The sequence below is a fragment of the Phenylobacterium sp. Root1290 genome, from assembly GCF_001425305.1.
GTDB lineage: Bacteria > Pseudomonadota > Alphaproteobacteria > Caulobacterales > Caulobacteraceae > Phenylobacterium.
In genome coordinates this window covers 1,847,236-1,859,942 of sequence record NZ_LMEE01000001.1, presented here as the reverse complement: position 1 = coordinate 1,859,942, position 12,707 = coordinate 1,847,236, and the positions used below count along the sequence as shown (strand labels likewise).

The window sequence follows — 12,707 nt, the reverse complement described above, 5'->3', positions numbered from 1 at the left end:
GACGTAAACGCTTACGGAAGCACGGGACGCGCTGCAGGCCCCGTCATAGCGGCATTCCGATATATCTCAAGCCCCGAAAGGCTGCGTCACTTCTGCGGCTTCAGCGAGAAGGTGAAGGCCACCACCGAGTCCTCCTTGGTGTCCTGGCCGTAGACCATGTGCTCGCCCTTCACCTCGCGGTGGATGTAGCCGAACGAGGTCTGCATCGCGCCCTTGCGGTAGGCGACGCCGACATGGGCGTCCCCGACCAGGGCGCTGGACTGATCGGTGGTCCAGCCCTGGCGGTCCCAGCCGTTGTCGTTGCGCAGGACGTTCAGGCCGACCGCGCGGCCGCTGGCGGCGGCGAACAGGTACCAGCGGCCCTGGTCGCCATAGGCCTTGCCGTCACGCACGCCGATATCGTTGAGGCGGTCCTCGACGGCGTCGTCGCGCTTCTGGGCGACGGTCAGGGTGGCGCCGGCCTCGGCCTGGCCGCCGCTGTTGGAAACCCCGACGCCGGTGTGCGGGGTGACGCGCACATCCAGGTCGCCGGCGTCGAAGCGCACCGGCGCCCAGTCGCGGGTCACGGCGATCTCATAGGCGTCGGCGTCGAACTGCGCGGCGCGGGGATCGATGTTCGCGGGCAGGCCGCTGGGCGAGCGCACCGCGCCGCCGACGCTGAGGCGCATCGAATCGACCGAACCGCGAGCCGTCTTGCCGAGTTGGAAGTTGTTGGTGGTCCAGCGGACCGGGGCGCCGTCCGGGGCGAACTGCTCACGCTCGACGAGGTTCGAGAAGTCGTCCTGCCGTATCTTCGGCGCCTTGTCGGGCGCGAAAGCCGCGTCCTTCAGATCCGTGGCGCCGCCAGGCCTCGGTGATTGCGCGGCGACCGTGGTCACTGCGCCAAAACTCAAGGCGATGGCCAGCCCAGCCAACAGCCTCATAAGCGAACCTCCCGTACCGCATCGTTGAGCGTGCGGCCCAACAAGCATCCTTCCATGATGGTGGAATGACGCAAACGGAATTTCCGTTCCCCACCGATGCGTCACATCGGGTTTACACCTGAGGTGGCGCGCGGTTTGACCCGGGCTCGTGCCAAACCGGCACAAGATCAGGATTTTGCATGCAATTTGTGCGCGATGAACTCAGCGCAGCGTTCTGACGGGCGGTCGCCCTGAACGCAGTCGAGGGGCGCTAGGCCCCTCGATCGTCAGCTTGGCTCGGCCGCGGTCCCTGCCCCGCCCGGGGGAAGGAACCGCCACTAGAAGCGGCCTATTGGCAGGCGAGGCATTCCTCGTAGTCGGTCCGCTCCGACGGGGCGTCGATGACCATGGCCACGCCCTCGCCGCCGGCGTGGGCGGCGCGCTGCACCGACTTGGAGCGCAGGTAGTAGAGCGACTTGCAGCCGCGCTCCCAGGCCTGCCAGTGCAGCATGTGCAGGTCCCACTTGTCGACGTCGCCCGGCAGGAAGACGTTGACCGACTGGGACTGGCAGATGTCCGGGGTGCGGTCGGCGGCCAGTTCGATGACCCAGCGCTGATCGAGTTCGAAGGCGGTCTTGTAGACGTCCTTCTCATCCTGGCTGAGGAAGTCGAGGTGCTGAACCGAACCTTCGTTCTCCAGGATCGTGTCCCAGACCTGCGAGGTGTTCTTGCCCTTCTCGTCCAGAAGGCGCTCGAGGTAGGGGTTCTTGACCGCGAAGGTGCCCGACAGGGTCTTGTGGCTGTAGATGTTGGCCGGGATCGGCTCGATGCCGGCGCTGGTGCCGCCGCAGATGATCGAGATCGAAGCGGTCGGGGCGATGGCCAGCTTGTGGCTGAAGCGCTCCATCACGCCCTTTTCGGCCGCATCCGGGCAGGCGCCGCGTTCGGCGGCCAGGGTGCGCGAGGCCGCGTCGCACTGGCGGCGCAGGTGCTTGAAGAGGCGCATGTTCCAGCTCTTGGCCAGAGCGCTCTCGAACGGCACGTTCTGCATCTGCAGGAACGAGTGGAAGCCCATCAGGCCCAGGCCCACCGAACGCTCGCGACGCGCGGCATAGACGGCGTTCTTCATTTCCGGCGGCGCGCTGCGGATGAAGTCTTCCAGCACGTTGTCGAGGAAGCGCATGACGTCCTCGATGAAGGTCGGGTGGTCGCGCCACTCCATGAACTTCTCGGCGTTGACCGAGGACAGGCAGCAGACGGCCGTCCGCTCGTGACCCAGGTGGTCGGTCCCGGTGTGGAGCATGATCTCCGAGCACAGGTTCGACTGGCGCACCGACAGGCCGAGGTCGCGCTGATGCTGCGGCATCGAGCGGTTCACGGTGTCGGAGAAGATCAGGTAGGGCTCGCCGGTCTGCAGGCGGATCTCGAGGATCTTCTGCCACAGCGAGCGGGCGTCGACCTCGCGCAGGACTTCCTGGTCCTTGGGCGAGCGCAGGCCGAACATGGCCCCTTCGCGCACGGCTTCCATGAACTCGTCGGTGATGTTGATGCCGTGGTGCAGGTTCAGGGACTTGCGGTTGAAGTCGCCCGACGGCTTGCGGATCTCGAGGAACTCCTCGATCTCCGGGTGATGGATGTCGAGATAGACCGCCGCCGAGCCGCGGCGCAGCGAGCCTTGGCTGATCGCCAGGGTCAGCGAGTCCATCACGCGGATGAAGGGGATGATGCCGCTGGTCTGGCCCGCGCCCTTGACCTTCTCGCCGATCGACCGGACGCCGCCCCAGTAGGTGCCGATGCCGCCGCCGTTGGAGGCCAGCGCAACGTTCTCGTTCCAGACGCTCTGGATGCCGTCGAGCGAATCGCCGACCGCGTTCAGGAAGCAGGAGATCGGCAGGCCGCGACCGGCGCCGCCGTTCGAGAGCACCGGGGTGGCGGGCATGAACCAGAGGTTCGAGATGTAGTCGTAGATCCGCTGGGCGTGCTCGGCGTCGTCGGCATAGGCCGTCGCGACGCGGGCGAACATGTCCTGATAGCTCTCGCCCGCCAGCAGGTAGCGGTCTTCGAGAGTGGTTTTGCCGAAATCGGTCAGCAGGGCGTCGCGCGAGCGATCGACCTCGACCTTTCGAACCAACTGGAGCTGCGGCCGTTCAGCGGCAGGAGCCGTCTGGGTCGCTTCCGAAACCGTCCGCATCACCGCTTCGCCGCTGCTCATGCCCCAAAACCCATAACTATCAGACGCTTTGCCTCCGGGACACCGCCCGGCCGTACCTATCGCTATATCTAGTGGCTGCCCCGCCCCCGATACGCTTCATATGGGGCCATGAAGGCTAATGACTCGTCAACGGTCTGGAGCGGTCATCCCCACGAGAATTTCGTTAACGCCGCATTTACCTTTGCAGCCAGGGCTTGGCGGGCTTGAGTTTTCCACAGGCTGGCTGCGCTCGGACAAGGCCGCCGCTCACGCGACTGTGAAAACTGGGGGCGCTTCCGGTGCGAGTCGTTCGCACTTGCCCACCGGCGACCACCACCCTATCCACACGCCGTCACTGGGGAGTAGCCGCCCGTAACTCCAGCGGGGGACACGTCAACAAACTTGCCGCAAGGCATGGCGTGTCCGGCAAAGACCCTGAGTCGCTTCGGCGGCCCAGGCGCTTGGCGAGACCTTTGGCTTTCGTGCGTCGGTCCATAGCGGGGTCGGCGGCGCGGAAGGCCATTGGTATGCCTCGACCCCGCCCGGACGCCTGACTCCATGGAAGCCTTCCTCGTCTCCACCGGCCTCGTGGCTGTCGCTGAAATCGGCGACAAGACCCAGTTGCTGGCCATTCTGCTGGCCGCCCGGTTCCGCAAGCCCGCGCCGATCATCCTCGGCATTCTGGTCGCCACCATCGCCAACCACGCACTGGCGGCCTGGGTCGGCGTCGCAGCCGCGGCCCTCCTCAATGGTCCCTGGATGAAGTGGGTGCTGGGCCTGGCCTTCATCGGCTTCGGCCTCTGGGCGCTGATCCCTGACAAGTTCGAAGAAAGCGACCGGCCCAAGGATCGCGCGGGCGTGTTCCTGACCACGCTGGTCGCGTTCTTCTTCGTCGAAATGGGGGACAAGACCCAGGTCGCGACCGTCGCCCTGGCCGCCAAGTTCGACCAGGTGCTGGTGATCGCAGCCGGCACGACCCTGGGCATGATGATCGCCAATGTGCCGGCGGTCCTGATCGGCGAGGCGGCGGCCACGCGCCTGCCGCTCAAGTACATCCGCTGGGCGGCCGCCGCGTCCTTCGCGGCGATCGGCGCCTGGATCCTGATCGCGAGCTAGGCTTCAGCGGGACGTCTGGCGGCGCTCTAGCCGCCGCTCAACGGCCAGAACCAGGCGATCAGCGGCGCGCCCACGACCAGCACCAGCAGGGTCAGGGGCGCGCCGAGCCGGGCATAGTCGCCGAACCGGTAGCCGCCCGGTCCCATGACCAGGGTGTTGCACTGGTGGCCGATGGGCGTGAGGAAGTCCGACGCCGCCCCGACCGCCACCGCCATCAGGAACGGGTCGGGGTTCAGGCCCAGCTGGCGCGCCATGCTGGCCCCTACCGGCGCGACGATCAGCACGGTGGCGGCGTTGTTGAGGAACGGCGTCGCCGCCATGGCCACCGCCATGATCGAGACCAGGGCGATCATTGGCGACTGACCGCGGAAGAGGGTCGAGAGCCAGCTGCCGATCAGCTCCGCGCCGCCGGTGGTGGAGATCGCCTCGGAGACCGGGATCATCGCGGCGATCAGCACGATCAGGGGGCCGTCGACGGCGGCGTAGGCCTCGCGCATCCGCAGGGCGCCGAGGACGATCATCGTCACCGCGGCCCCGAAGAACGCGATCGCCACCGGGACCACCTGGAAAGCCACCAGGATCATCGCGGTCGCCAGGATCGCGGCCGGGGCGATGGCGTGACGGATGCCGCCAAGCCGCACCTCGCGTTCGGCGAGCGGCAACAGGCCCAGCGCGGCCAGCGCGGCGGGCAGGGTTCGCTCGCTGCCCTGCAGGACGAGGATGTCCCCTGAGCGCAGCCGGATGCGGTTGATGTTCTGCTTGAGATCATAGCCCGAGCGGCTAACCGCCAGCAGGTTCACGCCATGCTGGCCGTAGAGGTCGGACTGCTGGGCCGAACGGCCGATCAGCTCCGATTCGCCGCCGACCACCGCCTCGACCACGCGGACCTCGTCGGTCGGCTCCTCCATGGCGACGGGCCGGTCGGCGCGGGTCAGGCGCAGCTTGCCGCGGTTGATCAGCTCGTCCAGCGCCTGCGGCTCGCCCTGCAGCAGCAGGACGTCGCCCGGCCGGACCTTGGTGTTGGGGTGCGGCCGCGCCCGCCGTCGCCCGCCGCTGACCAGCATCATCACCCGGGCCTCGCCGGCGGCAAGGTCGTGGAGGTCGCCGATGCGGGTCTTGGCGAGCGCCCAATCCTCCGGAGCCTCGACCTCGGTGATGTAGGCGTTGGCGGCGAGCGCCTCCTCGATGTTCACCGCCGGGGCCCGGTCCTTGGGCAAGATCCGGTAGGCGAAGGCGAGGAACGCGAAGCCCAGCGCCGCGAGGGCCAGGCCGACCGGCGTGTAGTCGTACATGCCGAACGGCTCGCCCAGCAGTTCCTCGCGGACCTGCGAGACGATGATGTTGGGCGCGGTGCCGACCAGGGTGACGATGCCGCCCAGCATCGCGCCGAACGCCATCGGCATCAGCAGCCGCGAGGGCGAGGAGCCCGTGCGCCGCGACAGCTGCAGCGCCACCGGCATCAGAATGGCCAGCGCGCCGACGTTCTTGGTCGCGGTCGAGAGCAGGGTGACGGCGGCGGTGAGCACGGGAACCTGGCTGCGCTCGGTCTTCAGGCGCGGGATCAGGGGCCGCAGCACCGCCTCGACGATGCCGGACTTGGCGAAGGCGGCGCTGACCACCAGGGCCGCGGCGATGATCACCGTGATGTCGTTGGAGAAGCCGTCGAAGGCCTGCTTGGCCGGAACGACCCCGATGGCGACGCCGGCCAGCAGCGCGCACACCGCCACCACGTCATAGCGGAACCGCCCCCAGATGAAGGCGGCGATGGTCACGGCGATGAGGCCGAAAGCCAATCCCTGGTCGAACGTCATCAAAGCCCCCGGACCACCGGCCGCGGTGGAGCTTGAACAACGCCGATCCAGGCCGAAGGCTGCGAGGCCCCAAAGCAAAAGAGCCCGGCCTTTCGGCCGGGCTCTCCGCTAGTTCGGCTGACGCCGAGATCGACTTAGAAGTTGATGTCGATCGTCGAGCGGCGGTTCAGCGGTTCCTTCACGCCGTCAGCGGTCGGGACGGCGAGTTGCGTTTCGCCCTTCCAATCCACTTGCAGCGCGGCTTGGTTCACGCCCAGGCCCACGAGGGCGTCGGCGGTGGCCTTAGCACGACGTTCCGACAGGCGGACGTTGTACGCAGCCGAACCCGAGGTGTCGGTGTGGCCGACCACGATCAGGCGAGTCGCGTTGCCGCTGGTCGCGTAGGTCGCAGCTTCCTGAACCACCGTCTGAGCTTCCGGCGTCAGGACGTACTGATCGAACGGGAAGTAGACGATGAATTGCTTGGCTTCATACGCCGGCGGAGGCGGCGGCGGAGGAGGCGGCGGCGGGGGCGGAGGCGGCGGGGGCGGCGGAGGCGGCGGCGGGGGCGGCGGCGGCGCGAACGAGTAGCGCAGGCCGACGGTCACCGACTGGTCCTTGTATTCGCCCGAGAAGACGCCCGGCTGCAGAGCGTGCGAACCGACCGACGCGAAGTCGAGGTCCGAACCACCCAGGTAGCGGTAGGTCAGGTCGACGTTGAGGCGATCGGTGGCGCGCCAGGCCAGACCGGCGATCAGTTGCCAGGCCAGGGCCGTGTCGTCGTCATCGATGGACAGGTTCTGGATCGACGGGTTGGTCGCGCTGAACGCGCCAGTGACCGACGAGAACTGACCGACGGAGTCAACCGAGACGTGGTTGATACCGATACCGGCGCCGATGAACGGATTGATGACCGCGCCAGGGGCGATGTCATAAATCACGTTACCCATCACGGTCCACGACGTGACGTCGCCCGAGGCCGAGCCGCAGTTCGGCGCAGCAGCGGAGCGAACCACACCGGGGGTGCAGAGGCCGAGGATGGAGTTGTTGGAGCCACCGCGGATCGACTCGATGTCGCCCGGACGATAGCCGCCTTCGAGTTCAACGCGCCAATGCTCGTTCAGCTGGTAGCCGAGACGGGCAAAGCCGGTCCAATCTTCTTCCTGGTTGAACGTCCAGTTGTACGGAGAGCCGCCAGCCGAGTTGTTCGACGATTCACCGTCGATGCCGTCCGGCCAGTGATAGCCGAGGTCGACAGCGCCGTACCAACCGACTTCTTGAGCCGAAGCTCCCGACGCGGCGAAGACCGCAGCCAGGGCAGCCCCCGCTAGGAGTTTGAATTTCATATTCAGAGCCCTCTCTTGCCCTCTGCTGCGGCCAAATGACCCAGCGCTGTTATATCAAGGCCGAACCATTACGAAAGTGTCGCTGAGGCAACACCTCCGCCAATTCGCTGACGCCCTTCAGACCAACCACAGGACGTTACACATTCTTCCCCTCGGCGATCAACTTCGGGGCGAGAGACACGTCTCCCGTCCGGTCGCCGGCGATGCGCCTAATGTGCATCACGGCGCCGAATCTCTTGTTTGCAACTCCGGTCACCAAAGCCGCCGCGCTGCGCAGCGCCATCGGCAAGCGGCCGGAGCCGTTTGATTCTCTTGAACTATGGGCGCACTTGCCAGACCCGTCCAGCCCGCGCCGCACGCGATGGTCCGCATGCGGTTGGCACGTTCTCGATGGAATGGACGACATTTCCCCCTCGCCTAAGACGCGAATCCCGCCCCCGGTTCGAGCGGACAACGTGAGCCCCACGGCTTAGTTCCAAATCGGCAGTCAGTTTTCTTGCGCGCGCCGGTAGCGGCGAACCCGCCCGCCCAGCGCCTCGGGTCGATTGAGCGCCTTTCGGTACTCGTCCCGCCGCTCGTGGATGGATGCGATGATTAGCCCCATTGGCACGCCGATCTCAACGAGAACTGCTTCGGACAATTGTAAACTAGCTTCAACCGTCTCGGGCACCGCGTCGGTGGCGCCCAGCTCGTAGAGCCGCTGGGCCTGCCGCGCGTCGCGGGCGCGGGCGACGATGGTCAGATCGGGGCGCATGGCGCGGGCGGTGGCCACGATCGCCTCGACGCCGTCGGGCGAATCCATCGTCACGACAAGGGCCGGCGCCGTCTCCAGCCCGCAGCGGCGCAGGAACTCCGGCCGCGAGGCGTCGCCGAAATAGATCGCCTCGCCGGCGTGGCGGGCGGCCTCGACCAGCTTGGGATCGCGCTCCGCCGCGACCCAGGCGATGTCGTGCCGATGGAGCATGTCGCCGACCAGCTTGCCGACCCGGCCGTAGCCGACGACCAGCACCTTGGGGGCCTCGCCGTCCGATCCGTCGCCCGCGGGCGACGCGACCGGGTCGGGGGCCAGCCCCTGGCCGCCGGTCTTTCGGCCGCCCAGCTTCAGGCCCAGCGCCGCCAGCAGCGGAATGCACATCATCGAGATGGTCGACGACACCAGCACCATCTGGCCCAGGGGGCGCGGTACGATGCCGTCGCCCATGGCGGCCGACAGGATCACGTAGGCGAACTCGCCGCCGCCCGCGAGCAACAGCCCGGCCTCCATAGCTCCGCGCCACGGCAGGCCGAACAGCCGGCCCAGGCCGAAGACCACCGTCGCGTTCAGCGCCACCACCCCGACCGACATGCCCAGGATCGCCAGGGGCTTGGCCGCCAGCAGCGACAGGTCGAGGCCGATGCCGACCGAGAGGAAGAAGAGCCCGAGCAACAGGCCCTTGAACGGCTCGATGGTGACCTCGACCTCGTGGCGGTACTCGGTCTCGGCCAGCAGCAGGCCGGCGATAAAGGCGCCCAGCGCCATGGACAGGCCGGTCAGCGCGCTGACCAGCCCGGCGCCGATGACCACCAGCAGGCAGGCGGCCATGAACAGCTCTTCGCTCTTCGCCCGCGCGACGGACTTGAGCATCGGACGCAGCAGCAGCCGCCCGAAGGCGACCAGGATCATCACCCCCAGCGCCGCCGGCGCGAAGGCCAGCAGCAGGCGCGGTGAGAACGCCTCGCCGTCGCCGCTTCGGCCAAGGATCGCCAGGGTGACAAGGATCGGGGCGACCGCGAGGTCCTGGAACAGCAGCACCGAGAAGGTCGCGCGGCCGGCGGGAGAGTGCTGGCGCTTGTGCTCGGTCAGGATCTGCATGACCACGGCGGTCGAGGACAGGGCCAGCGCCGCGCCGATCGCCACGGCCGGCGCGATGTCGAGGCCCAGAGTCATGCCGGCCAGGGCGATCGCCGCCAGGCAGAGCGTCACCTGCAGCGCGCCCATGCCGAACACCCACCGGCGCATCAGGCGCAGGCGCTCCCATGAGAGCTCCAGCCCGATCATGAACAGCAGGAAGACGACGCCGAACTCGGCGAGCTGGGCGATCTCGCCGGCGTTGGCGATGGTGAAGTAGGAGAGCCACGGGAAGTTGTCGCTGAGCGCGCCCAGCCCGAACGGACCAAGCACGACACCGGCGCCGAGGAACCCGAGAATGGGGCTGATCCGCCAACGGCGGAACAAGGGCACGATCACGCCGGCGGTAGCGAGAAAGAGAACGACGTCCTTGTATTCGCCAGGCGAAACGTGACCTTCCATGCGCTCTCCTTCTGTGATGAGCGCCACTATGGGGTTTCGACGCCTCTTGCGTAACCCATCGCCCTGCCCTTAAGACGCCCGCCCATGCACTTCGGCCGAAAAAAGCGCGCAGCGCGGGCGAGCCTGGGGGTCCTGGCGGCCCTCGTGGCTCTGCTCGCCCAGGCGTTGCTGCCGGCTGCGGCCATGGCGACCGAATCGCTTTCGACCGTCCGCGTCGAGCTCTGCACCGAAGACGGGGCCAAGACGGTCGTCATCGGCGCCGACGGCAAGGAGCGCAAAGGCGGCTTCGCCGGCCTGCCCTGTCACGACTGCCTGGCCGCAACCCTCGCGGTCGTCGTCACCCCCGAACTGGCCGTCGCGCCCGTCGCCTACGCCGCCGTCGTGGTCCGCCACGCCACGCCCGTGCAACCCCTGCAGCCGCGCGCCCGCGCGCCGCCGCGCCCGCCTGGCCAAGGCCCGCCTGCCCTGAACGTCTGAGCTGAATTCGCCCGCATGCGCTTGAGCGCCTGCGGCTTCTCTCGTTCGTCCAGGGACCTTCTTGAACATGTTCGCTTTCCTGCGCGCCTCGCCGCGCGCGCTGCTGCTCGCCGCCACGGCCCTTTCCATGCCCGCCCTCGCCCACGCCGACGAAGCCGGGGCGCTGGTTGATGCGGTGATCGTCACCGCCAATCCCGATCCCGAAGACCCGCCGGTCGTCGCCGACGCCCGCCGCCGGCTATCGGAGACCCCGGGCGCCGTGGCGGTGATCTCCGCCGAGGCCTATCGCGACCGCTATGCCCAGGGGCTGTCCGAAACCCTGCGCGACGTGCCGGGCGTCTACGCCCAGAAGAAGTGGGGCGACGATACGCGCCTGGCGATCCGCGGGTCGGGCATCGGGAACCCCAACCACAACCGCGGAACCCTGCTGGCCCAGGACGGGGTGCCGTTCAACGAAGCCGACGGCTTCGGCGACTTCCAGCAGATCGATCCGCTGATCGCCCGCTTCACCGAGGTCTACAAGGGCGGCAACGCCCTGCGCTTCGGCGGCGCGCTGCTGGGCGGGGCGATCAACATGGTCACGCCGACCGGCAAGGACGCCGGCGCCCGGAACATGCTGCGGTTGGACGGCGGCTCGTACCGCACGATCCGCGGCCACGGCGAGGTCGCCCGGCAGTGGGGCGAGTGGGACATGTTCGCCGCCGCCACAGCCATTTCCGCCAATGGCTGGCGCGAACAGAGCGACCAGACCGCCCAGCACGTCTCGCTCAACGTCGGCCGCACTTTCGGCGAGGACCAGGAACTGCGCTTCATCCTGTCGGGGCACAATGTCGACCAGGAGATCCCCGGCTCGGTCGAGCTCGCCCAGGCGCTCGACAACCCGCGCAAGGCCAGTCCCGGCAACCTGGCGAACGAGTACCAGCGCAACATGCGCAGCGTGCGCGGAACCCTGCAGACACGCTGGCGTGTGGCCGACAACGCGGTCTTCGAGGGCGGCGTCTATGCCGCTTGGAAGGACCTGGACCACCCGATCTTCCAGGTCATCGACCAGGAAAGCCGCAACTGGGGCGCATTCGGGCGGCTGGACGTCGAGGGCGAAGTGGCCGGCCGCCGCGCTGATCTATTCGTCGGCGCCTCGGCGCGGCTGGGCGACCTCGACGCGCTGCAATGGGTGAACCTGAAGTCGTCGAAGGGCGAGAAACGGGCGGACAGCCGGCAGAACGCCCGCGCGCTGGACGTCTTCGCCGAGGGCCGCGTGTTCGTGACCGACCAGCTGGCCGTGGTCGGCGGCGGGTCGCTGGGCTCGGCCAACCGGCAGTTCCGCAACAACCTCAACCCGACCGCCGACCGCTCCATCACCTATGAGTGGTTCGCGCCGCGGATCGGCCTGCTGTGGCAGGCGCAGGACGGCGCCCAGGCCTTCGCCAACCTGACCAAGTCGGTCGAGCCGCCGAACTTCAGCGCCCTGGCCCAGACCGGGCCGTTCGTCGGCTTTGCGCCGCTGGAAGCCCAGGAGGCCTGGACCGCCGAGGTGGGGACGCGCGGCCGGCGCGGCGCCTTCTCTTGGGATCTCGCGCTCTACCGCGCCGAACTCGAAAACGAGCTGCTGAACTTCGTGGTTTCGCCCAGCATCCCGGCCGCGACCTTCAACGCCGGCCCGACGATCCACCAGGGCCTGGAGGCCGGGGTGGACTGGCGCATCGGCGGCGCGCGGCTGCGCCAGACCTACGCCTGGTCGGACTTCCACTTCGATGGCGACAGCGTCTATGGCGACAACCGGCTGCCGGTCGTTCCGGAGCACCTCTACAGGGCCGAACTGCGCTACGATCACGCCAGCGGCTGGTTCATCGCGCCCTCGGTCGAATGGTCGATCACAGACACCTATGTGGACTACGCCAACACCTTGAAGGCGCCGTCCTATGCGGTCTGGTCGCTGGGCGGCGGCTGGCGCGGCCCCAATGGGGTCAGCCTGTTCGTCGAGGCCCGGAACCTGGCCGACGAGCGGTACGTCTCGAACTTCAGCGCCATCACCGACGCGCGGCTGCCGAGCGCGTCGAAGGCGGTCTTTTATCCCGGCGAAGGCCGTTCGGTGTTCGGAGGCGTGACATGGGCGTTCTGAGAACCCTGATGATCGGCGCGGCGGCCATCGCCGCCCTGCCCGCGGCCGCCGCCGCGCACGTGGTCGCCGACCCCGGCCGCGCGAGCGCTGGCGCCTACCAGGCGGTCGTCTTCCGCGTCGGACACGGTTGCGGCGAGGCCGCGACCACGGCGCTGCGCATCGAGATCCCGCCGCAGATGGCCTCGGCCCGGCCCCAGCCGAAACCCGGCTGGGCGCTGGAAATCGAGCGCCAGGACGGCAAGGTCACGGCCCTGACCTGGCGCGGCGAGCTGCCCGCCGACCAGTTCGACGAGTTCGCGGTGCTGTTCAAACTGCCCGACGAAGCGGCGAACCTCTATTTCCCTACCGTTCAGTCCTGCGGCGCCGAGCAGAGCCAGTGGACGGAGATTCCCGCTCCGGGCGAGCGCGCCTCCCATCCTGCCCCGGCGCTCGTCGTCACGCCCAAGGCCGCTTCGGCCGAAGCCCATCAGCACTAG

9 protein-coding genes and 1 riboswitch are annotated in these 12,707 nt (G+C 68.2%); of the genes, 4 read left to right on the top strand and 5 right to left on the bottom strand.

Translation table 11 applies throughout. The features are described from left to right. Positions 1–86 precede the first annotated feature (86 nt). Both ASC79_RS09035 and ASC79_RS09030 read right to left on the bottom strand, forming a co-directional pair. Entirely contained in the window at positions 87–923 is an 837-nt protein-coding gene (locus ASC79_RS09035; RefSeq protein WP_056023323.1) for a lipid A-modifier LpxR family protein, read from the bottom strand. Positions 924–1,251: 328 nt separating this feature from the next. Next, positions 1,252–3,114 (bottom strand): ribonucleoside-diphosphate reductase subunit alpha, encoded by a 1,863-nt coding sequence (locus ASC79_RS09030; protein WP_056023326.1) that lies wholly within the window; start codon positions 3,112–3,114, stop codon positions 1,252–1,254. A 324-nt stretch (positions 3,115–3,438) separates the two neighbouring features. Continuing rightward, positions 3,439–3,572, top strand: a riboswitch (yybP-ykoY riboswitch). A 79-nt stretch (positions 3,573–3,651) separates the two neighbouring features. Between ASC79_RS09030 and ASC79_RS09025 the strand changes: the two genes are divergently transcribed. Further along, positions 3,652–4,209 carry a TMEM165/GDT1 family protein gene (locus tag ASC79_RS09025; RefSeq protein ID WP_056023330.1) on the top strand — a complete coding sequence of 186 codons (558 nt, stop codon included), beginning with the start codon at positions 3,652–3,654 and terminating at the stop codon, positions 4,207–4,209. 26 nt (positions 4,210–4,235) lie between these two features. Here the strand turns inward: ASC79_RS09025 and ASC79_RS09020 are convergent, their stop codons facing one another. The 3 genes from ASC79_RS09020 to ASC79_RS09010 all read right to left on the bottom strand — a co-directional run bounded on the left by ASC79_RS09020 (position 4,236) and on the right by ASC79_RS09010 (position 9,635). Then, entirely contained in the window at positions 4,236–6,020 is a 1,785-nt protein-coding gene (locus ASC79_RS09020; RefSeq protein ID WP_056023333.1) for an SLC13 family permease, read from the bottom strand. 134 nt (positions 6,021–6,154) lie between these two features. Beyond that, the gene (locus ASC79_RS09015) at positions 6,155–7,345 is read right to left on the bottom strand and encodes an OmpA family protein (protein WP_056023337.1); all 1,191 of its coding nucleotides are present in this window, start codon (positions 7,343–7,345) and stop codon (positions 6,155–6,157) included. Between the two features lie 487 nt (positions 7,346–7,832). Continuing rightward, a complete protein-coding gene (locus tag ASC79_RS09010; protein WP_056023341.1) occupies positions 7,833–9,635 on the bottom strand; it encodes a cation:proton antiporter in 1,803 nt (600 codons plus the stop codon). 84 nt (positions 9,636–9,719) lie between these two features. Here ASC79_RS09010 and ASC79_RS09005 point away from each other — a divergent pair, with 84 nt between their 5' ends. The 3 genes from ASC79_RS09005 to ASC79_RS08995 all read left to right on the top strand — a co-directional run bounded on the left by ASC79_RS09005 (position 9,720) and on the right by ASC79_RS08995 (position 12,707). Further along, positions 9,720–10,112 carry a DUF2946 family protein gene (locus ASC79_RS09005; protein ID WP_056023344.1) on the top strand — a complete coding sequence of 131 codons (393 nt, stop codon included), beginning with the start codon at positions 9,720–9,722 and terminating at the stop codon, positions 10,110–10,112. A 67-nt stretch (positions 10,113–10,179) separates the two neighbouring features. Next, positions 10,180–12,231 (top strand): TonB-dependent receptor domain-containing protein, encoded by a 2,052-nt coding sequence (locus ASC79_RS09000; protein ID WP_056023723.1) that lies wholly within the window; start codon positions 10,180–10,182, stop codon positions 12,229–12,231. After that, positions 12,219–12,707, top strand: a complete 489-nt coding sequence (locus ASC79_RS08995; protein WP_235528774.1) for a YcnI family protein — start codon at positions 12,219–12,221, stop codon at positions 12,705–12,707. The genes ASC79_RS09000 and ASC79_RS08995 overlap by 13 nt, the downstream gene beginning before the upstream one ends.

Bases quoted from the DNA above. Each gene is read 5' to 3' on its own strand.
- ASC79_RS09035 (WP_056023323.1), bottom strand. From the start codon at position 923: ATGAGGCTGTTGGCTGGGCTGGCCATCGCCTTGAGTTTTGGCGCAGTG.
- ASC79_RS09030 (WP_056023326.1), bottom strand. From the start codon at position 3,114: ATGAGCAGCGGCGAAGCGGTGATGCGGACGGTTTCGGAAGCGACCCAG.
- ASC79_RS09025 (WP_056023330.1), top strand. From the start codon at position 3,652: ATGGAAGCCTTCCTCGTCTCCACCGGCCTCGTGGCTGTCGCTGAAATC.
- ASC79_RS09020 (WP_056023333.1), bottom strand. From the start codon at position 6,020: ATGACGTTCGACCAGGGATTGGCTTTCGGCCTCATCGCCGTGACCATC.
- ASC79_RS09015 (WP_056023337.1), bottom strand. From the start codon at position 7,345: ATGAAATTCAAACTCCTAGCGGGGGCTGCCCTGGCTGCGGTCTTCGCC.
- ASC79_RS09010 (WP_056023341.1), bottom strand. From the start codon at position 9,635: ATGGAAGGTCACGTTTCGCCTGGCGAATACAAGGACGTCGTTCTCTTT.
- ASC79_RS09005 (WP_056023344.1), top strand. From the start codon at position 9,720: ATGCACTTCGGCCGAAAAAAGCGCGCAGCGCGGGCGAGCCTGGGGGTC.
- ASC79_RS09000 (WP_056023723.1), top strand. From the start codon at position 10,180: ATGTTCGCTTTCCTGCGCGCCTCGCCGCGCGCGCTGCTGCTCGCCGCC.
- ASC79_RS08995 (WP_235528774.1), top strand. From the start codon at position 12,219: ATGGGCGTTCTGAGAACCCTGATGATCGGCGCGGCGGCCATCGCCGCC.